A 21,197-nucleotide genomic window follows, 5' to 3' on the forward strand; every position below is an offset into this window, starting at 1 on the left:
CGATGCCGGTCAGAGCTTGCAGCCGCGCGCCGGGTCGGCGAGCGCCTTGACCGCCACGCCGAGCTTCCTGTTTTCCTTGCCTTCGACCTTGCGCAGATAGATGTCCTGGACCGGGTTGTGTGCCTTGCTCAGCGTGAAGTCGCCACGCGGACTGGCAATCGTGGCCTTTTCCACTGCCGAGCGAAACACGTCCTTCTTGCTCACGTCTCCGCCTGCGGCCTTCAGGCCCACGGCCAGCATCTGCGCAGCGTCGTAGCCCTGGACTGCGTACACGTCAGGGGCAAGCTTGTAGGCTTTGGCGTAGTTGGTGCGAAAGCTCTTGTCACGCTCACTGCCAAGTTCATCGGCATAGTGCAGCGTGGTCAGCATGCCCTGCGCGGAATCGCCCTGGGCTTCGAGCGTGCCATCGGTGAGGAAGCCCGGGCCGTAGAGCGGAATGGTTTTGGAAAGCCCCGCCGCGTGATAATCCTTCACGAATTTCACCGCGCCCGCACCCGCAAAGAACGCATACACCGCATCAGGCTTGGCCGCCGCAATCTCGGTCAGCAGCGCCTGGAACTCCACGTTCGGGAACGGCAGTGTGAGTTGCTTGTTCACCTTGCCGCCGTTCTTCTCGAAGCCTTCCTTGAAGCCGTTCACCGATTCTTCGCCAGCCGCGTATTTCCAGGTGATCGTCATCGCATTCTTCTTGCCCTCCTGCTTGCCGGCGACCACACCCATCGGATAGGCGGTCTGCCAATTGCTGAAGGATGAACGGAAGATGGTTGGCCCGCACATCGGCCCGGTGACCGCGTCCGCACCAGCGTTCGGCACGATGAGAATCGTGTTGCTTTCCTTGGCCGCGCGCGCCATCGCCATCGCCACGCCCGAATGCACGGTGCCCACGATCACATCCACCTTGTCGCGCTTGATCAGACGGTTCACGTTGTCGGTCGCCTTGGCGGGATCGGATTCATCGTCCACCTTGAAATATTCGATCTCGCGCCCGCCGAGCTTGCCGCCCTGCTCGCCCACATACATGCGAAAGCCGTTTTCGATGGCAACGCCGAGCGCTGCGTAGGTGCCGCTCGCGGGCAGCATGAAGCCGACCTTGATCTTCTCGCCAGACTGCGCCCAGACCGCGCCGGTCAATGCCGAGAGCGCAAGGAGTGCGACGGCGTTGCGTGGCCTGCAGGTGCGGCGCTGCGGCGGTACTCCGTTCGCGCTGATGGGGGTGTGGTGGGTCATTGTTGTCTCCGTTTTCTCTGATGAAGTTCGGTACGCCGATGATGACTTCTGTCGGTCGATTTCGGTGTGGGGATTGCCCGCAGTCGGGCCAGGCAGGGAACGCGAAGCCTTTCGCACTGCCTTTCAGGGTGGTCTGCCTGCTGGCATGGCTGCGATCATTCATCGCACCGGATCGCGCAGACGAAAGCGCTGGATCTTGCCTGTCGCAGTCTTGGGCAGATCGTTCACGAACTCCACGAAGCGCGGGTACTTGTAGGGCGCAAGCCGCTCCTTGACGAACGCCTTGAGTTCCTGCTCGTCCACCGACTGGCCGGGCTTGCAGACCACGAACGACTTGGGCTTGAGCAACCCATCCTGATCCATCTTGCCGACCACCGCCACTTCGAGCACCGCCGGATGCTGCATCAGCGTGGCCTCGACCTCGAAGGGCGAGACATAGATGCCGCTGACCTTGAGCATGTCGTCGCTGCGGCCCGCGTAGGTGTAGTAACCGTCGGCGTCGCAACTGTATTTGTCGCCGCTTTTGAGCCACTCGCCGCGAAAGGTGTCGCGCGACTTCGTGCGGTTGTTCCAATACATGAGCGCGGTGCTCGGCCCCTTGATGTACAGCTCACCGATCTCGCCCACGCCCACCGGGCGGCCGTCCTCGCCGCGCAGCTCGATCTCGTAGCCGGGAACCGGCTTGCCGGTCGAGCCGTAGCGGATGTCGTCCGGACGGTTGGACAGGAAGATGTGCAGCATCTCGGTGGAGCCGAGTCCATCCACGATGTCGGCACCAAAATGCGCCTTGAAGCGCTGGGCGATTTCAGCGGGTAGCGCCTCGCCCGCAGACGAACACATGCGAAGGCTGACCTGCTCGCGCCCGGGCAGCGCCGCGTTCGCGAGCATGCCCGCAAAGCCGGTGGGCGCGCCGAAGAACACCGTCGGCTGGTGCTCGATCCAGCGCGCAAACGTGGCGTCGGGAGTCGGTCGCCCGGCCATCAGCACGACGGTTGCCCCGACGCTCAGGGGGAAGCTCAACGCATTGCCGAGCCCATAGGCGAAGAACAGTTTGGCGGCGGAAAAACAGATGTCGCGCTCCTGCAGATTCAGAATCGCCTTGCCGTAGAGTTCCGCCGTCCAGTACGGGTTGGCCTGCGTGTGCACCGTGCCCTTGGGCTTGCCGGTCGAGCCCGACGAGTACAGCCAGAACCCGGGATCGTCGCCCATGGTGCGCGCAGGCTTGTCGAGCATGGCATGCGCGCCCATCCATGCTTCGAATGGCTGCGCACCCTGCGGCAAGGTCCCGGCCTCTTCCGGATACGCGACCCACAGTTGCCGGGCCTCGTGGTCGGCGCGTTGCATCGCCTCGACCAGCACCGGCAGCATCGCGCCGTTGGTGATGATGGCCTGTGCGCGGCTGTTCTCGAGCATGTACGCGTAGTCATCGGCCGTGAGCAGGGTGTTCACCGCCACCGGCACCACGCCGGCATACATGGCACCGAGAAAACTGATCACCCATTCGCGCATGTCCTGCATGGCGAGCAGCACACGCTCCTCACGGTGAATGCCGTTCGCGATCAACGCGCTGGCGAGACGGCGCGCCTGTTGCTCCAGTTCGCCATAGGTGAGCGTGCCGCGATCATCGATGTAGGCGAGCTTGTCGGCGCGCTCGCGATTGAGCGCAAACAGATGCTCGGCAAAGTTGAAAGGCAGGTCGAAATTCATCGTGCTGAACTCCTTGTTCAATGAGGCGTTCTGCACCCTCAATACATGCATTATTGTGCACACAACACTAAGTTAATCACGTTATAATCCAGTGTCAAGCACTATATTGCATGACTCGTACAAACCCTTGGAAGCGACGTCACCGGGTTTGCCTCGCGAGGCCATGGAAGGTCGATCAAGCCAGTGTTTATGATTCATGCCTTCTTTCAGGAAGTCTTATGGAGCAATTACAAGCCGAGCGCACTGCCGGTGATGAGGGGCCCGACGGTGCAGGCGACGGCGCACAGCAACGCGATCAGGTGTTGCACGCGCTCGGTGAACGCGTGCGCGAGTTGCGCGCGCGGCGGGGCCTCACGCGCCGTGGGCTTGCTTCGAGCGCCGAGGTTTCGGAACGCCATCTCGCCAACCTCGAGTACGGCACCGGCAACGTGTCGATCCTGGTGCTGCACCAGATCGCGCAGTCGCTGCAATGCTCGATGGCCGAGTTGCTCGGTGACGTGACCACGTCCAGCGCCGAATGGTTGCTGATTCGCGAGCTGCTCGAAGGCCGGAGCGAAAACGAACTGCGCCGCGTGCGCGTGGCTGCGGGGGAACTGCTCGGCACGGCCCCGAGCGGCGACCTTCACCGGCATTCGCGCATCGCGCTGATCGGGTTGCGCGGCGCGGGCAAGTCCACGCTTTCACGCATGCTGGCGGACGATAGGGGCGTGCCGTTCATCGAACTCAACAACGAGATCGAAACACTGGCCGGATGCAGCGTGCGCGAGATCTACGACCTCTACGGCGTGAGCGGTTACCGTCGCTACGAACGCCGCGCGCTCGAGGAAACCGTGCAGATCTATGCCGACGTCGTCATCGCCACGCCGGGCGGCATCGTCTCGGACCCCGCCACCTTCAACGAACTGCTCTCGCACTGCACCACCGTGTGGGTGCAGGCGCAGCCCGAAGAACACATGAGCCGCGTGATCGCGCAGGGAGACACCCGCCCGATGGCCGCCAATCCCGAGGCCATGGATGACCTGCGGCGAATTCTGGATGGCAGGCGCGAGTTCTATTCCAAGGCCGATCATGTGCTTGATACCAGCGGCAAGACACTCGAGCAGAGCTTCGCCCAACTGAAGTCGCTGGTCGCGGCCTGACTCGCTCCACCGCCGCGCGGCAGCGGCCCCTCCACGGCCTCCTGCTCCACCTGGAGCCCGTGGCGGATCGATTCCCCGAAACAGGCGAGCTTGACCTACAAACACGCGCTCGCACGCCCCTAGAGTGGAACGACCACGAACGGGGCGCGGGTGCCACCGAACCTGCACTGCACCGTCGCCCGATCTCCGAATACCACAGACAACACAGGAGCACGAGGTCATGCGCGACGTCCGCCAGCCACCGGTGTCTTCACCTCCGTCAGCCGCCAGCGCGCCGCTTCAGGATGAAGCCAGTCCCCATCAACGCTCCCGCGACTTGTCCCGGCGCGGCTTTCTTCAGGGCGTCACGATTGCCGGAGTCAGCGTGTTCGTTGCGCCGCTGGCAAGCAAGGCCTATGCCGCGCTGTTCGAGCAGCGCATCATCACGCCGGTGACGCGCGCGGACGGCACGCAGGCACCGCTGTTCCGCATGGACGGCTATGCCAAGGTGACCGGTGAAAAGGTGTTTGCGCGCGACATCCGCGCGCGCGACATGCCGCACTGGCCGCAGACACAGTCGCATGCCTTCATCGTGCGCGCCACGCTCGCCGACCGTCTGTTCGAGGGCATCGATCTCTCGTCGCTCGACGCCGATCTCAAACCCGACAAGGTGGTCACCGCCGAGGATCTCGCGCGCGACGGCGTGGCGTTCCCCGCGTTCTACGGCGATGACGTGCTGCTACCCAAGGGCAAGACGCCCGCGTATCTCGGCCACGCCGTGGCAATCCTCATCTATCACGACTTCGCGCGATTCCATTTCGCGAAGGAGCGCCTGCTGGCGACACCGAACGTCGTGCGCTATGGCAACGTGACCGGCCCGCTCGAGCGTGAACCCTGGGGCGTGTTCCGCTACGTGCGCATGGGCGGCGCGACACCGTTCGACGACGACAGCTATTCCAGCCTCAAGGACAACACGCTGTTTCCCAAGGAGCGCAAGCCGCTGGTCTGGCCGAAGATCAGCGAGGCCGATCTGGTCACCGCCAACGGCCTGCGCACTGCCGAGCAGATCGCCGCCGAACTGGCGACGCCGCCCGCCGACTGGCTCGTTATGAAGCGTCACTACGCCACGCAGTCCATCGACACCGCAGCGCTCGAACCCGACAACGCCAACTGCTGGTACGACCCCGAATCGCAAAGCCTGCACATGGTGATCGCATCACAGTCGCCGCAGGAGGTTGCCCAGAGCACGGCCGACATGATCAAGGCCAGCAAGTTTCCGATCAAGAATCTGTTCGTGCACCCCTGCTACACCGTGGGCTACGGCTCCAAGGATCATGCGCCGATGCCGTTCATCGGCGCGATGTGCGCGCTGTACGCGGACGGCAAGCCGGTGCGCATCGCCAACAATCGATTCGAGCAGTTCCAGACATCGCTGAAGCGCCACGCGTTCGAAATCGACTACACCATCGCGATCAACCGCCAGACCGGCCTGCTGCAATCCTTCTACGCCAACATGACCTGCGACGGCGGCGGGCGCGCCAACTTCTCGCCGTCGGTCGCGCTGGTGGCGGCCACTGCTGCGCAGTCGATCTACTACTTTCCGAAGAACGATCTCACGTCCACCGCGCTCGCATCGCGCGCACTTGACGCGGGCTCGGCGCGCGGCTACGGCACGCTGCAAAGCATGGTGGCGACCGAACTCATGATGGACGAGATCGCGCAGGAGTTGAAGCTCGATCCCATCGAACTGCGGCTTCGCAACCTGCTGCCCACCGGCGGCAAGAACACGCAGGGCGCGATTGCCGCAGGAGCGATCCGCACGCGCGAGGTGATCGAGCGCGCGCGCAAGCACCCGATCTGGACCGAGCGCGCCAAGCGCAAGGCGGCCTACGAAGCGGCACATCCGGGCGAGCGCTACGGCGTGGGCTTCGCGTGCGTGCAAAAGGATTTCGGCACGGGCGGCGAGGCCAACTTCTCGCGCGTCGAAGTCACGCCCGAAGGCCGTGTGATCCTCTATGTCTCGGGCACCGAAATGGGCACCGGCATGAGTACCTCGCAGGCGCAGGTCTGCGTGCAATGGTTTGGCAAGGCGGCCGACGAACTGCACACCGCGCGCGTCGATTGGCCCGAACTGCCGCTCAAGGCCGAGGGTGACAACTTCACCATGTCGCAGGCCGACCAGGACCGCCTCATGGCCAAGCCGTTGTGGACGCCGGCATTCGTCTCGCCGAGCAGCGCCAGCAACTCTGCCTACTTCTTCAGCCACACCACGGGCGAGACCGCGCGCGTGGTGTTCGAGCATGGACTCTGGCCCGCCGCCGTCGCCATCTGGAGCAAGGGTTTCGGCGGCGGTCAAATGGCACCTTATTCCGTGCGCCGCGAGGACGCGCGCTGGGTCCGGGGCATGCTCACCGCGAATGGCATGGAGCCACTGTCTTTGCAGGCCGTGGCGAAAATGGCGCATGCCATGAAGCTCGTGACCGGCGCGGTCGGCCACGCCTTCAACCGCTGGCAATGGGCCGAGGCCGATTTCGAGATCGCTGGCAAAAAGCAGCGCCGCCCCTCGACGCGCTGGCCGTGCGCCAGGGCAAGGGCGACGTCGCCGCGACCGTGCCGGTTGCCTCCGACGTTTCGGCCGCGCCCGTCGCCTCGGACGCCACGGCCAAGGCAGATGCCACCGGCGTTGCGGACACCGCCGCCGCCGCGCCCGGCACGGGTGCGGCCATGCCCGCCGAGGATGCGATGCATCCTGCAACCCCGGGCGACTACCAGATGATTGCGCGCGGCAACCTGTTCTATCCGCCCACGCAACGCGGCAACGCCGGTGTCACCTACTACAGCGCCAACGGCTCGCTCGCGGAAATCGCCGTGCACACGGGCACGGGCGAAGTGCGCATGCTGAGCCACCACCACATCATGGAGTGCGGCAAGCCCATCGTCACGGAACTGGTAAAGAGCCAGCTCGAAGGCGGCATCGCCATGGGTATCGGTCACGCGCTCTACGAAACCATGCCTCTGTATGAAGGCGGCCCGGGCGATGGCGACTGGAACTTTCACCGCTACCATCTGCCGCGCGCGCACGAGGTTGCCGTGTGGAACCAGACCGCCGAACTGCTGGCCCCGCTGTCGGACACCGACCCGCCCAAGGGCATCGCCGAAGTGGTGATGATTCCCATCGTTGCCGCCATCGTCACGGGCGTGCACCAGGCCATCGGCAAGCGCTTCTACGATCTGCCTCTCACCCCGAAGAAAATCAAGGAGGCGCTGTCATCATGAGCCCCACCACCCGCCCCTGAAGCTCACGATCAACGGCGAGGCCGTCGGGCCGGTTGACGTGCCCGAGGGCCTGCCGATGATTGCCTTCCTGCACGAATACCAGAACCTCACCGGCTCGCGCCTGGGCTGCGGCATCGGTGAATGCCGAGCCTGCGTGGTGCTCGTGGACGACGCATCGGGCAGCAAGGAAATGCGTACCTGCATCACCGGTGCGCACTATTTCGACGGCAAATCGGTGCGCACCATCGAAGGCATCGCGCGCGCCGCGAACGCCAAGGGTGCGGCGGCGGCCGGCACGGCTGCGCCAGCACCTGCGGGCGCGCCGCGCAAGGTGATACCTCTCGCGCCCGTGCAGCAGAAATATCTGGAGCACTTCAGTTTCCAGTGCGGCTATTGCACGCCGGGATTCGTCATCGGCGCGACCGCCCTGCTCGAGCGACTTGCCAGGAATCCCATTGCCAGCGCCGATGTCGAGAAGACCATCAGCGACGCGCTCGGCACGCACTTGTGTCGCTGCACGGGCTATGTGCGCTACTTCTCGGCGGTCAAGGATGTCATCCTCAACACGCCCGGCTACACCACGAAAGGATGAGCGCCATGAACCCGCCAAGCGCTGCACCTGTATCTCCTCCGCCCACGCCGCGCAGACGTCGGCACGGCTGGCGCAACTTGTTGCTGCTGGTCCTGCTGCTGTTGGTCGTGCTGGCGATTGCCGCCGTCTGGGGCAACCGCCACACCGTTCCCGACCGCGAACCGCAAACCGCCCAGCGCACGCCGCAGCAAATCAAGCAGGGCGAATACCTCGCGCGCATGGGCGACTGCATGGCCTGCCACACCGCAGCCAACGGTCAGAGTTTTGCGGGCGGCGTGCCGCTCGATACCGGCTTTGGCACGGTGTATGGCACCAACATCACGGCCGATCCGGATCGCGGCATTGGCCGCTGGACGAGCGAAGAGTTCTACAGGGCCGTCACCAACGGCACGGCACCGGGCGGACGGCAGCTCTACCCGGCCATGCCCTACGCCTCCTACCATCTGATGAAGCGCGAAGACGCCGACCTGATCTATGGCTATCTGTTCAGCCAGCCCAGGGCGGCGACGGAAAACCGCAAGCCCGAGATGCCATTCCCATTCAACCTGCGCGTGCTGATGCTCGGCTGGAAGTTGCTGTTCCTGCGCAGCGACGAACTGCCCGTCGCATCCCAGGGACAAAGCCCGAATGGATTCGCGGTCGCTATCTTGGCAACGTGATGGGCCATTGCGCCGAGTGCCACACGCCGCGCAACGCGCTCGGGCGATGGACAAGTCGAAATGGCTGACCGGCGCAACCTTGGGACTTTTCACCGCGCCGGACATCACCGCCGCGCAGTTGGCCGAACGCGGATGGAGCGCGGCGAACCTGCAACAGTTTCTGCGCAGCGGCTATTCGCCCTCGGGCACGGCGTTCGACGAAATGCATCCGGTCATTGCCAACAGCACGCAGTATCTGAGCGATGCCGACGCCAAGGCCATGGTGAGCTTCCTGCTCGGCGACAGCCCGCCAGCGCCCAAGCCAGTCGCCGCCGCTGCACCCGACACCGGCACCCGACTCGCGGCCGGCCAGAGCCACTACATGGCGTTGTGCGCCAGTTGCCATGGATCGCAGGGACTGGGTCGTCAACTGACCATGCCGCCGCTACAGGGCAACAGCACCGTGCGCCAGGCCGATGGACGCAATCTGGTGCTGTCGATCCTCATCGGCCTGCCCAAGCGCACGGCGGCAGAGTCCGGCCCCACGCTGCTGCCGGGCATGCCCGGGTTCGCCAACGAGCTCGATGATCAGGCCGTTGCTGATCTCGCCAACTATGTGCGCGCGCAAATGGGCGGAACCAATGCCGACATCACAACTGCACGGGCCGCGGAACTGCGCGCCGCAGCACAGAAGGCAAGGCACCCGATTGCGCCCTGATCGCAGTTGACCGGCGCGTGTTGATCGCGCGTCGACATTCCCAAGAGCCGCTCAAAAAGCCGACCGCTCGATCCATTCGAGCAGGTCGGTTTTTCTTTGTCCCGTCGAAACACGGCGGCGGCACCATGCCCTAGGTATTTACCCGATTTTCCGTGAAATATGCAAAATAATGCACATGAATGCGATGCGAAAATTCCATAACATGCATAATAATGCTCATATTCAATACACAGCGTGCATCATCCTTCATCCAGCGAGGCCGCCCCATGACTCAGCAACCCATCGTTGACTACCGCACCGAACCCGCCCGATACCGCCACTGGTCCTTCGAGGTCGAAGGCCACACCGCTCGCATGAAGCTCGACATCGCGGAAGACGGCGGCATTCGTCCCGGCTACAAGCTCAAGCTCAACAGCTACGACCTGGGTGTGGACGTCGAACTGCACGACGCGCTCAACCGCATCCGCTTCGAGCATCCCGAAGTGCGCACGGTGATCGTCACCAGCGGCAAGGAGCGCATCTTCTGCTCGGGCGCAAACATCTTCATGCTGGGCGTTTCGTCGCATGCATGGAAGGTGAACTTCTGCAAGTTCACCAACGAGACCCGCAATGGCATGGAAGACAGCTCGCGGCACAACGGCATCAAGTTCGTCGCGGCGGTGAACGGGGCGTGTGCTGGTGGCGGCTATGAACTCGCGCTTGCCTGCGATGACATCGTGCTGATCGACGACCGCTCCTCGTCGGTCTCGCTCCCCGAAGTGCCGCTGCTCGGCGTGCTGCCCGGCACCGGCGGCCTGACGCGCGTGACCGACAAGCGTCACGTGCGCAACGATCTGGCCGACATCTTCTGCACCAGCGTCGAAGGCGTGCGCGGGCAACGCGCGCTGGACTGGCGGCTGGTGGACGCCATTGCCAAGCCCGCGCAGTTTGCCGACACCGTGAAGCAGCGCGCCGACAGGCTCGCAGAAACAAGCCAGCGCCCCACCAAGGCGCAAGGCATCCAGCTCACGCGCGTCGAGCGCGAGCAGGACGCAGACAGCCTGCGCTATCGCCACGTGGATGTCGAGATCGATCGCGACAAGCGCACCGCCAGCATCACCGTGAAGGCGCCACAGGGCGAACAGCCGCAGGGCATCGAGGCCATCGAACGGGCCGGCGCTGCATGGTGGCCGCTCGCCATGGGCCGCGAGTTGGACGACGCCATCTTGCACCTGCGCACCAACGAACTGGACATCGGCACCTGGTTGCTCAAAACCGAAGGTGATGCGGCCGCCGTGCTCGCAGCCGATGCCAGCCTGCTTGCGCATCGGGACCACTGGCTTGTGGCCGAGACCATCGGACTGCTGCGCCGCACGTTCGCGCGCATCGACGTGTCCTCGCGCTCGCTGTTCGCGCTGGTCGAGCCGGGTTCCTGCTTCGTCGGCATGCTCGCCGAATTCGCATTTGCGGCGGACCGCGCCTACATGCTGGTGCTGCCGGACGAGAGCGACCGCGAACCCAGGATGCAGCTCGACGAATTCAACTTCGGCCTGCTGCCGCTGGTCAACGGCCAAAGTCGCCTGCAACGCCGCTTCTACGAAGAGGCCGCGCCGCTCGAAGCCATGCGTTTGGCAAGCGGCAAGCCGTTGTCGGGCGATGAGGCCGCAGCGCTCGGCCTCGTGACCGCGGCACTTGACGACATCGACTGGGAAGACGAAATCCGCATCGCCATCGAAGAACGCGCGGCCATGTCTTCCGATGCGCTCACCGGTCTTGAAGCCAATCTGCGTTTCAACGGCAAGGAAAACATGCTCACGCGCATCTTCGGGCGCCTCTCGGCATGGCAGAACTGGATTTTCATCCGCCCCAACGCCGTCGGCGAAAAGGGCGCACTCAAGCTCTACGGCTCGGGCAGAAGGCCGGGTTCGATTTCAACCGCGTCTGACTCGCAGCAATCCATCCATTTTTCAAGGAGGCAAGAGAGATGAGCACGATCGACTACAACGTCAAGATCCCCAACAACGTGGACCTGAGCGGCGACCGCACCCTGCAGCGTGCACTCGAGAGCTGGCAGCCGAATTTCATCCGCTGGTGGGACGACGTGGGCCCGAGGGCTCGACCCACTACGACGTCTACCTGCGCACCGCCGTCAGCGTCGATCCCCAGGGCTGGGCGCAGTTCGGCTACGTGAAGATGCGCGACTACCGCTGGGGCGTGTTCCTCAACCCGGCGGAGCAGGATCGCAGCATCCATTTTGGCGATCACAAGGGCGAGCGCGCATGGCAGGAAGTGCCCGGAGAACACCGCGCCAACCTGCGGCGCATCATCGTCACGCAGGGCGACACCGAGCCCGCATCGGTGGAGCAGCAACGCCATCTCGGCCTGACGGCCCCGTCGCTCTACGACCTGCGCAACCTGTTTCAGGTGAACGTCGAGGAAGGCCGCCACCTGTGGGCCATGGTCTACCTGCTGCACAAGTACTTCGGGCGCGATGGCCGCGAAGAGGCCGAGGCGCTGCTCGAACGCCAATCGGGCGACGAAAACAACCCACGCATTCTGGGCGCTTTCAACGAGAAGACGCCCGACTGGCTGGCGTTCTTCATGTTCACCTATTTCACCGACCGTGACGGGAAATTCCAGCTCGCCGCGCTGGCCGAGAGCGCCTTCGATCCGCTGGCACGCACGACCAGGTTCATGCTGACCGAAGAAGCGCACCACATGTTCGTCGGCGAGTCCGGGGTCTCGCGCGTGCTGCAACGCACCTGCCAGGTGATGAACGAACTCAGGACCGATGAGGTGAACAAGCTGCGGGCGGCCGGCGTGATCGATCTGCCCACGATCCAGCGCTACCTCAACTTCCACTACAGCGTGACCATCGACCTGTTCGGCGCCGACCAGTCGAGCAACGCCGCCACGTTCTACAGCTCGGGCCTCAAGGGGCGCTATGAAGAGGGCAAGCGCACGGACGATCACGCATTGCACGACCAGACCTACCAGGTGCTCGAAGTCGTCGACGGCAAGCTCCAGCAGAAGGAGGTTGCGATGCTCAATGCGCTCAACGAGGTGCTGCGCGACGACTACATCAAGGACTCGAACGCGGGCGTCGCGCGCTGGAACAAGGTCATGGAAAAGGCCGGCATCGACTTTCGCCTGATCGTTCCGCACAAGGCGTTCAATCGCCAGATCGGCGCACTCGCGGGTGTGCTCATCAGCCCAGATGGCCGTCCCGTGACACAGCAGGAATGGGCGTCACGCAGGAACGAATGGCTGCCCACCGACGACGACCGTGTGTTCGTCGCATCGCTGATGAAGCAATGCCTTGAGCCCGGCAAGTTCGCCGGCTGGATTGCGCCACCGGTCATGGGCATCAACCGGCAACCGGTCGATTTTGACTACGTGAAGTTCAACTGACCGGCCACGAATGCACGAGCGCGGCGCTCCAGCCGCCGCAAGGAGACGAGCAAGATGACAAGCACCACGCTGATCGCCAACGGCATCCTGAACCAGCATCTGATCGATCCCGAAATCTGCATTCGCTGCAACACCTGCGAGGCCACCTGCCCCATCGATGCCATCACGCATGACGACACCAACTACGTGGTCATGGCCGACAAGTGCAATGGCTGCATGGACTGCATCTCGCCCTGCCCCACGGGAGCCATCGACAACTGGCGCAAGATGCCCGCAACAGAACCCTACACGCTCGCCCAGCAATACGGCTGGGAGGTGCTGCCCGATGAGCTTTCCGCGGACCAGCTTGCACAGGCCGCGCAGCAGGGCGATGCGGGGACCGGGCATGCCGAGGAGGAAGAAGACCTGAGCCAGGCCAAGGCCGTGATTGCGGCGGCGGTGGTGAGCAGCGCCGCCAGCGCCGACGAAGTGTTCCGCGCTGCGGCCTATGGCGCAAGCGTTCCGCCGTGGTCCGCGGCGCACGCCTACACCAACCTGCATGGCCCGAAAAACCCCGTCACGGCGACCGTGGCCGGCAATCTCAATTGCACCGAAGCGGGCTTTGACAACGAGACGCACCATATCGTGCTCGACTTCGGTGCCATGCCCTTCCCGGTGCTGGAAGGCCAGTCCATCGGGGTCATCGCGCCGGGTGTCGATGCGAGCGGCAGGCCGCACATGGCGCGCCAATACTCCGTCGCCAGCGCGCGCAACGGCGAACGTCCCGGCTACAACAATCTCGCGCTGACCGTGAAGCGCGTCACCCAGGATCACGACGGCAAGCCGGTGCGCGGCGTGGCCAGCAACTACCTGTGCGATCTGCGGGTGGGCGACACGGTGCAGGTGATCGGCCCGTTCGGGCATTCGTTCCTGATGCCCAACCATCCGCGCTCGCACATCGTGATGATCTGCACCGGCACCGGCAGTGCTCCGATGCGCGCGATGACCGAGTGGCGTCGCCGCTTGCGCAAGAGCGGCAAGTTTGACGGTGGCAAGCTGATGTTGTTCTTTGGCGCACGCACCCCGCAGGAGCTGCCTTACTTCGGCCCGCTACAGAACCTGCCCAAGGATTTCATCGACAACAATTTCGCGTTCTCGCGCGTGGCGGGACAACCCAGACGCTATGTGCAGGACGTGATCCGCGAGCGCGCGACCGATCTCGTCGAGCTGCTGCGCGACGAGCACACGCACATCTATGTCTGCGGCCTCAAGAGCATGGAGGAAGGCGTGGTGCTGGCGCTGCGCGACGTGATGGTTCAGGCCGGCATGGATTGGGAGAGCAGCGCGGCACGCTTTAAGCAGCAGGGCCGCCTGCATCTCGAAACCTACTGAGGCGCGCTGTGTCCTAATTGACCAGCAGGCGCGACGACTTCGGCACGTGCGCCATCAGAAATTCCATCTGGTCCGCGAGAATCCGGCGATTGCGCAGGATGAAGTCTTCCCAGAGGCTTGGCACATAGGGCGTATAGAGCAACGGCATGTGCGCCTGCTCGGGCGTGCGCGGGCCCTTGCGGTGGTTGCAGGGGCGGCAGGCGGTGACCACGTTCATCCAGTGGTCCTGGCCATTGCGTGCAAACGGCACAATGTGCTCGCGCGTCAGCACGTCTTCGTGGAAATGTCCGCCGCAGTAGGCGCAGACGTTGCGGTCGCGAAGGAACAGCTTGCTGTTGGAGAGCGTGGGCTTGAGATCGAACGGGTCGATGGCCGGAACGCCCTTGGTGCCGATGATGCTGCTGACGGTGATCTGCGACTGCTCGCCCGTGACCGCATTGTGGCCGCCGCGAAACAGTGCCACCTGCGCGCCGAGTTCCCAGCGCACTTCACCGGCCGCGTAGTGGGTCACCGCCTGTTCGAGCGACACCCACGATTGCGGCAAACCCTGGGCCGAGAGCTTCAACACCTTCACCACACGCCTCCTGTACCGTTGAAAAACAAGATTCGGAACGCAGATAACAAGTGCCGGACCGGCCAGGGATCGCGGGCTTGGACGATCGATTCGCGCGGAAGATCCCTTGGCGGCAGCCGACTGACACACAATATACTCTTTTCGTGACGAAATGGCGTCTTTTGGCCTCTGCGTGGTCACCAAACGCTATCAAAAGAAAAGTGAAACGATGAAAATCTTCCGAGGCCTGCATCACCCTGGTGTTGCCGACGCGTGTGCCCTGACCATCGGCAATTTCGATGGCGTGCATCGCGGGCACCAGGCCATGCTGGCTCTGCTCAACAACGAGGCCCGCCAGCGCGGCGTGGTCAGTTGCGTGCTCACGTTCGAGCCCCATCCGCGCGACTATTTCGCGGGTCGGCTGAACAAGCCCGAGCTAGCGCCCGCGCGCATCGGCACCTTGCGCGACAAGCTCTGCGAGCTGGCCGAATGCGGGGTGCAGCAGACCATCGTGCTGCCGTTCAACGAGCGGCTGGCGAGCCAGTCGCCGACGGCGTTCATCGAAGACGTCATCCAGAAAGGTCTGGGTGCGCGCTACGTGCTGGTGGGCGACGATTTCCGCTTCGGCGCAAAGCGCGCGGGCGACTACGCGATGCTTGACGCCGCCGGTCGCGAACGCGGCTTCGACGTCGCTCGCATGAACAGCTATGAGGTGCACGGGCTGCGCGTGTCGAGTTCGGCCGTGCGCGACGCGCTCGCCAAGGCCGATCTGGTCGAGGCTGCACGCCTGCTCGGTCGTCCCTATTCCATCTCGGGCCATGTGGTGCATGGGCGCAAGCTCGGTCGTCAACTGGGCACATCTGCCGCCATCGGCCCCGATCAGGACGGATTTCGCACGCTCAACCTGCGTTTCAAGCACTGGAAACCCGCGGCCAGCGGCATTTTTGCCGTCGCGGTCCATGGTCTCGCGGACCATTCGTTGCCCGGCGTGGCCAACCTTGGCGTGCGTCCATCGGTCGATCCCGATGACGTGAACGGCGGACGCGTGCTTCTGGAGACGCATTGCCTCGAATGGCCCGCCCATCTCGGGCCGAAGGGGCATACGGTAAAATCGTCCGTGTGGAACTCCTGCACAAACTGCACGACGAGCTGAAGTACGACAGCCTCGCCGCCCTGACCGCTGGCATCGCCAAGGATTGCGATGATGCGCGCGCGTTCTTTGCGGCTTCCACGCATGCCGAAACCCGGCGTCAGACCACACGCGACCGAATTTGACGCTCACGCCGTCACCGTCCCGCCGTATCCTCGTATTCCAGGCTCCGTTCCCGCCACGGAGCCTGCATGCTTTCTTGAAGATTCCAGCCCATGTCCGATAAACAGCAAGCCACGACCGCGTCCGACAAAACGGACTACCGCAAGACCCTGAACCTGCCCGATACCCCCTTCCCGATGCGCGGCGATCTGCCCAAGCGCGAGCCGGGCTGGGTCAAGCAATGGCAGGACGAAGGTGTCTACAAGAAACTGCGCGATGCCCGTTGCGGCGCGCCCAAGTTCATCCTGCACGACGGCCCGCCATATGCCAACGGCCAGCTTCACATCGGCCACGCGGTCAACAAGATCCTGAAGGACATGATCACCAAGAGCCGCCAGCTCGAAGGCTTTGACGCGCTCTACGTGCCGGGCTGGGATTGCCACGGCCTGCCCATCGAGAACGCCATCGAGAAGCTGCACGGGCGCAATCTGCCGCGCGACGAGATGCAGGCCAAAAGCCGCGCCTTCGCGACCGAGCAGATCGCTCAGCAGATGGTCGATTTCGAGCGCCTCGGCGTGATCGGCGACTGGGAAAATCCATACAAGACCATGAACTACGCGAACGAGGCGGGCGAGCTGCGCGCCTTGAAACGCGTGATGGAGCGCGGTTTCGTCTACCGTGGTCTCAAGCCCGTGTACTGGTGCTTTGACTGCGGCTCGTCACTAGCCGAGTTCGAGATCGAATACCAGGACAAGAAGAGCAACACGCTCGACGTGATGTTCAAGGCGCACGACCCGGCGCGCCTGGCCGCCGCATTCGGCCTGCCCGCGCTCAACAAGGATGCGTTCATCGTCATCTGGACCACCACCGCGTGGACCATCCCCGCCAATCAGGCGCTGAACCTGAACCCCGAGCTGAACTACGCGCTGGTCGATACCGAGCGCGGTCTGCTGATCGTCGCCGAGACGCTGGTCGAGGACACCATGAAGCGCTGGGGCCTCGACGGCAAGGTGCTCGCGTTGGCGCAGGGCAGCAAGCTCGATGCGCTGGAGTTCGAGCATCCGCTCTACGACGTCGATGCGGGCTACAAGCGCCTGTCGCCGGTGTATCTGGCCGACTACGCGACGGCCACCGATGGCACGGGTATTGTTCACTCCGCGCCCGCCTATGGTCTCGACGACTTCAACTCCTGCATCGCGCATGGCATGAAGCTCGACGAGATCCTCAATCCCGTGCAGGGCAACGGCACCTACGCGGCGGACTTCCCGCTGTTCGGCGGCCTGCATATCTGGAAGGCCGTGCCGGTGATTCTCGAGGCGCTGGACAAGGCCGGCCGACTGCTGAACACCACGGTCATCACCCACAGCTATCCGCATTGCTGGCGCCACAAGACGCCGGTGATCTACCGCGCCGCAGCGCAGTGGTTCATCCGCATGGATGAAGGCGAAGGCGTGTTCACCAAAGTCGGCGACAAGCCCGAGAAAACGCTGCGCCAGATCGCGCTCGAAGCCATCGACCACACCGGTTTCTACCCGGAAAACGGCCGCACGCGATTGCGCGACATGATCGCCCATCGTCCCGACTGGTGCATCTCGCGCCAGCGTAGCTGGGGCGTGCCGATCCCGTTCTTCCTGCACAAGGATTCGGGCGAACTGCATCCGCGCACCATGGAAATCCTCGACCAGGCCGTCGGCATCGTCGAGCAAGGCGGCATCGAGGCCTGGAGCCGCGTGACGGCCGAGGAAATCCTCGGCGAAAAGGAAGCCGCCGAATACACCAAGAGCACCGACATCCTCGAAGTCTGGTTCGATTCCGGCTCGACCTTCTGGCATGTGATGCGCGGCACGCACCACACCATGCACCACGACGTGGGGCCAGAGGCCGATCTGTACCTCGAAGGCCACGACCAGCATCGCGGCTGGTTCCATTCGTCGCTGCTGCTCGCCTCCGCCATCTATGGCCGCGCGCCGTACAAGGGCCTGCTCACGCACGGCTTCACCGTGGACGGCCAGGGCAAGAAGATGAGCAAGTCGCTCGGCAACACAGTTTCGCCGCAGGAAGTGAGCGGCAAGCTCGGCGCGGAAATCATCCGCCTGTGGTGCGCTTCGACCGATTATTCGGGCGACCTCGCCATCGACGACAAGATCCTCGCCCGCGTGGTCGATTCGTATCGCCGCATCCGCAACACGCTGCGTTTCCTGCTGGCCAACGTGAGCGACTTCGATGCCGCCACGCATGCCGTGCCATTCGACGACCTGCTCGAGATCGACCGCTACGCGCTGACCCGCGCGGCCGCGCTGCAGCAGGAAATCCTCGCGCACTACAAGGTGTACGAATTCCACCCGGTGGTCGCCAAGGTGCAGTTGTACTGTTCGGAAGACCTCGGAGGTTTTTACCTCGACGTGCTCAAGGACCGCCTCTACACCACGGCCGAGAACAGCCACGCGCGCCGCAGCGCGCAGACCGCGCTGCACCAGATCACGCATGCGATGCTGCGCTGGATGGCGCCGTTCCTGTCGTTCACCGCCGAAGAGGCGTGGAAGCTGTTCGGCAGTTCCGAGACCATCTTCCTCGAAACCTACGGCACCATCCCCGCGGGCGACGAGGCGATGAGCGCGAAGTGGGAGCGCATCCGCGCCATCCGCGACGTGGTGAACAAGGAAATCGAGACCGTGCGCGCAAGCGGCGCGTTGGGCTCGTCACTGCAGGCCGAGATCGTGCTCACGGCCGCTGCTGAAGACCACGCGTTGCTGGCTTCGCTCGGCGCCGATCTCAAGTTTGCGCTGATCGTCTCCAAGGTCGAACTCAAGGCAGGCGATGCGCTCGGCGTCCGGGTGAGGCCCTCGCCCGACACCAAGTGTGATCGCTGCTGGCACTACCAGAGCGACGTGGGCAGCAACAGCGAACACCCAACGCTGTGCGGCCGTTGCGTGAGCAACCTCTACGGCGCCGGTGAAAACCGGGCGTTCGTCTGAACATGGCGCGCGGCTCCAGCTCCGGCAACAAAGCAAGCATCTGGCCCTGGCTCGCTTGGGCCGTGGTGATCTTTCTTGCAGACCAGTTCACGAAGGTGTTGATCCTCGGCTACTACAAGCTGGGCGACGCCACCTACATCACGAGCTTTTTCAACATCGTTCGTGCACACAACACCGGCGCCGCCTTCAGCTTCCTCGCGAACGCGGGCGGCTGGCAGCGCTGGGTGTTCACCGGCATCGGCCTTGCGGCGGCCATCTTCATCATCTGGCAGTTGCGCGCGCATCCGGGCCAGAAGCTGTTCGCGTTCTCGCTGTCCAGCATTCTCGGCGGCGCGATCGGCAACGTGGTGGATCGCCTGCAACACGGCTACGTGGTGGATTTTCTCGATTTCCATCTGGGTGGCCGGCACTTCCCTGCATTCAATATTGCGGACAGCGCGATCACCATCGGTGCGATCTGCCTGATTCTCGATGAACTGCTCAGAGTGAAGCGAAGCAAGTAGCGCACAACGCGTCATCAGCTTTTCCAAGGATCCAGGGCGACGGTGTGATTTCACCGTCGCCCTTTTTCATGACGCTTACGTGGTGCTGCACTCACTGCTTCGGGCAGCGCGCACCGGAGCACATGGCGGGTTAAGACTGGCGATGTCATTTGAATTGCCGGTACACGCCGGGCATGGTCACACAATGCCGTCGCTCGCTGACCGGGCGATGTGCAGGCAGGTTCCTGGCAACTGCCGTCTCTGCGAAATAGAAAAACCCCCGCACCTTTCGATGCGGGGGTTTTTATTCCGGTGTTGCGTTGCGGTGTGATTGACTGATTGATTTATTGCGTAATCAACAACCTGCATCCACCACCATCCGTCACTACTCTTCCACGAAGGCTTCCTCGCGCTTCTTGCTCACTGCGGGCAGCAGCACGATGATCAGCAGCAGCAGCGCGGCCGCCAGCAGACCGGCGGAGATCGGACGCGTGACGAACACGCTCCAGTCACCACGCGAGAGCAGCAGCGCACGGCGCAGGTTTTCTTCCATCATCGGGCCCAGGATGAAGCCCAGCAGCAGCGGTGCGGGCTCCACACCGAGCTTGTAGAACATGTAGCCGATGAAACCAAAGATACCCACAAGCCACACGTCGAACGTGTTGTTGTTGGTGGAGTACACGCCAATCGCGCAGAACAGCACGATGGACGGGAACAGCCAGCGGTAAGGCACGGTCAGCAGTTTGATCCACATGCCGATCAGCGGCAGATTCAGAATGACCAGCATGGCGTTACCGATCCACATCGAAGCGATCAGACCCCAGAAGAGTTCCGGGTTGCTCGTCATCACCTGTGGACCAGGCTGGATGTTGTGGATCGTCATCGCACCCACCATCAGCGCCATCACGGCGTTCGGTGGAATACCGAGCGTCAGCAGCGGAATGAACGAGGTCTGCGAACCGGCGTTGTTGGCGGACTCGGGAGCGGCTACGCCACGGATATTGCCCTGGCCGAACGGCACTTCACCGGGCTTGAGCTTGGTCTTCTTCTCGATGGTGTAAGCAGCGAACGCGGACAGCAGCGCGCCGCCACCGGGCAGGATACCGAGCGCGGAACCCAGAGCCGTACCACGGATCATCGCAGGCAGCATGCGCTTGAAGTCTTCCTTCGTCGGGAACAGGCCTTGCACCTTGGCGGTGAACACTTCGCGCTCATCGTCGGATTTCGACAGGTTGGCAATGATTTCGCCGTAGCCGAACACACCCATGGCGATCACGACGAAGTTGATGCCGTCGGTCAGTTCAGGAATGTCGAACGAGTAGCGGGCCACACCCGAGTTCACGTCGGTACCCACCAGCCCGAGGAGCAGGCCCAGCACGATCATGCCAACGGCCTTGAGCAGCGAACCCGAAGCCAGCACCACGGCACCGATCAGGCCCAGCACCATCAGCGAGAAGTATTCGGCAGGGCCGAACTTGAACGCCACTTCGGTCAGCGGAGGCGCGAAGGCAGCCAGAATCAGCGTACCCACGCAACCCGCGAAGAACGAACCGATACCGGCAGCAGCCAGCGCCGGTCCTGCGCGTCCCTTGCGAGCCATCTGGTAGCCGTCGATCACGGTCACCACCGAAGACGATTCGCCTGGCAGATTCACCAGAATGGCGGTGGTCGAACCACCGTATTGCGCGCCGTAATAAATACCGGCCAACATGATCAGCGCGGCCACGGGGGCAGCGCGTAGGTTGCGGGCAGCAGCATCGCGATGGTGGCCACAGGGCCCACGCCAGGCAACACGCCGATCAGGGTACCCAGCAGACAGCCGACAAAGCAGTAAATCAGGTTCTGAAACGTGAAGGCTACGCCAAAGCCCATCGACAAGTGTTCAATAAGTTCCATGG

At 63.5% G+C, this 21,197-nt stretch carries 10 protein-coding genes and 5 pseudogenes; 11 read left to right on the forward strand and 4 right to left on the reverse strand.

All coding sequences use genetic code 11. The annotated features are described in order from the left end of the window. Nucleotides 1-9: 9 nt before the first annotated feature. Entirely contained in the window at nucleotides 10-1,227 is a 1,218-nt protein-coding gene (locus H9K75_RS07730; RefSeq protein ID WP_187725333.1) for an ABC transporter substrate-binding protein, read from the reverse strand. Nucleotides 1,228-1,386: 159 nt separating this feature from the next. Continuing rightward, on the reverse strand, nucleotides 1,387-2,934 hold the full coding sequence (locus H9K75_RS07735; protein ID WP_187725334.1) for a benzoate-CoA ligase family protein: 1,548 nt from the start codon (nucleotides 2,932-2,934) through the stop codon (nucleotides 1,387-1,389). A gap of 218 nt (nucleotides 2,935-3,152) precedes the next feature. On the opposite strand from H9K75_RS07735, the gene H9K75_RS07740 reads away from it, so the two are divergent. From H9K75_RS07740 to boxA, 8 genes and pseudogenes are all read left to right on the forward strand, one after another. Continuing rightward, on the forward strand, nucleotides 3,153-4,073 hold the full coding sequence (locus H9K75_RS07740; protein WP_187725335.1) for a helix-turn-helix transcriptional regulator: 921 nt from the start codon (nucleotides 3,153-3,155) through the stop codon (nucleotides 4,071-4,073). Between the two features lie 220 nt (nucleotides 4,074-4,293). After that, a pseudogene (locus H9K75_RS07745) lies at nucleotides 4,294-7,328 on the forward strand (xanthine dehydrogenase family protein molybdopterin-binding subunit). Continuing rightward, nucleotides 7,282-7,920 carry a (2Fe-2S)-binding protein gene (locus tag H9K75_RS07750; protein WP_226858697.1) on the forward strand — a complete coding sequence of 213 codons (639 nt, stop codon included), beginning with the start codon at nucleotides 7,282-7,284 and terminating at the stop codon, nucleotides 7,918-7,920. The pseudogene H9K75_RS07745 and the gene H9K75_RS07750 overlap by 47 nt, the downstream one beginning before the upstream one ends. 5 nt (nucleotides 7,921-7,925) lie before the next feature. Then, nucleotides 7,926-8,579, forward strand: a complete 654-nt coding sequence (locus H9K75_RS23705; RefSeq protein ID WP_226858595.1) for a hypothetical protein — start codon at nucleotides 7,926-7,928, stop codon at nucleotides 8,577-8,579. A gap of 46 nt (nucleotides 8,580-8,625) precedes the next feature. Then, nucleotides 8,626-9,276 (forward strand): c-type cytochrome, encoded by a 651-nt coding sequence (locus H9K75_RS23710; protein ID WP_226858596.1) that lies wholly within the window; start codon nucleotides 8,626-8,628, stop codon nucleotides 9,274-9,276. 266 nt (nucleotides 9,277-9,542) lie between these two features. Next, nucleotides 9,543-11,200: pseudogene (gene boxC / locus H9K75_RS07760) on the forward strand (2,3-epoxybenzoyl-CoA dihydrolase). 39 nt (nucleotides 11,201-11,239) lie between these two features. After that, a pseudogene (gene boxB, locus H9K75_RS07765) lies at nucleotides 11,240-12,666 on the forward strand (benzoyl-CoA 2,3-epoxidase subunit BoxB). A gap of 54 nt (nucleotides 12,667-12,720) precedes the next feature. Beyond that, a complete protein-coding gene (gene boxA, locus H9K75_RS07770) occupies nucleotides 12,721-14,037 on the forward strand; it encodes a benzoyl-CoA 2,3-epoxidase subunit BoxA (RefSeq protein ID WP_187725336.1) in 1,317 nt (438 codons plus the stop codon). 13 nt (nucleotides 14,038-14,050) lie between these two features. On the opposite strand, the gene H9K75_RS07775 is transcribed toward boxA, so the two are convergent. After that, nucleotides 14,051-14,611 carry an HNH endonuclease gene (locus H9K75_RS07775; protein ID WP_187725337.1) on the reverse strand — a complete coding sequence of 187 codons (561 nt, stop codon included), beginning with the start codon at nucleotides 14,609-14,611 and terminating at the stop codon, nucleotides 14,051-14,053. Nucleotides 14,612-14,819: 208 nt separating this feature from the next. Between H9K75_RS07775 and H9K75_RS07780 the strand changes: the two are divergent. From H9K75_RS07780 to lspA, 3 genes and pseudogenes are all read left to right on the forward strand, one after another. Beyond that, a pseudogene (locus tag H9K75_RS07780) lies at nucleotides 14,820-15,865 on the forward strand (bifunctional riboflavin kinase/FAD synthetase). Between the two features lie 90 nt (nucleotides 15,866-15,955). After that, the gene (gene ileS / locus H9K75_RS07785) at nucleotides 15,956-18,817 is read left to right on the forward strand and encodes an isoleucine--tRNA ligase (protein ID WP_187725338.1); all 2,862 of its coding nucleotides are present in this window, start codon (nucleotides 15,956-15,958) and stop codon (nucleotides 18,815-18,817) included. A 2-nt stretch (nucleotides 18,818-18,819) separates the two neighbouring features. Then, a complete protein-coding gene (gene lspA / locus H9K75_RS07790; protein WP_187725339.1) occupies nucleotides 18,820-19,320 on the forward strand; it encodes a signal peptidase II in 501 nt (166 codons plus the stop codon). A 364-nt stretch (nucleotides 19,321-19,684) separates the two neighbouring features. Here lspA and H9K75_RS07795 read toward each other — a convergent pair. Next, a pseudogene (locus tag H9K75_RS07795) lies at nucleotides 19,685-21,195 on the reverse strand (tripartite tricarboxylate transporter permease). Nucleotides 21,196-21,197 lie beyond the last annotated feature (2 nt).

Origin of the sequence: Diaphorobacter aerolatus, assembly GCF_014489535.1 — a bacterium.
GTDB classification, from domain to species: Bacteria; Pseudomonadota; Gammaproteobacteria; order Burkholderiales; family Burkholderiaceae_C; genus Diaphorobacter_A; species Diaphorobacter_A aerolatus.

Excerpts from the sequence above, each read along its gene's own strand:
- H9K75_RS07740 (WP_187725335.1), top strand. The coding sequence starts at position 3,153 with ATGGAGCAATTACAAGCCGAGCGCACTGCCGGTGATGAGGGGCCCGAC.
- H9K75_RS23705 (WP_226858595.1), top strand. The coding sequence starts at position 7,926 with ATGAACCCGCCAAGCGCTGCACCTGTATCTCCTCCGCCCACGCCGCGC.
- boxA (WP_187725336.1), top strand. The coding sequence starts at position 12,721 with ATGACAAGCACCACGCTGATCGCCAACGGCATCCTGAACCAGCATCTG.
- H9K75_RS23710 (WP_226858596.1), top strand. The coding sequence starts at position 8,626 with ATGGACAAGTCGAAATGGCTGACCGGCGCAACCTTGGGACTTTTCACC.
- H9K75_RS07735 (WP_187725334.1), bottom strand. The coding sequence starts at position 2,934 with ATGAATTTCGACCTGCCTTTCAACTTTGCCGAGCATCTGTTTGCGCTC.
- lspA (WP_187725339.1), top strand. The coding sequence starts at position 18,820 with ATGGCGCGCGGCTCCAGCTCCGGCAACAAAGCAAGCATCTGGCCCTGG.
- ileS (WP_187725338.1), top strand. The coding sequence starts at position 15,956 with ATGTCCGATAAACAGCAAGCCACGACCGCGTCCGACAAAACGGACTAC.
- H9K75_RS07730 (WP_187725333.1), bottom strand. The coding sequence starts at position 1,227 with ATGACCCACCACACCCCCATCAGCGCGAACGGAGTACCGCCGCAGCGC.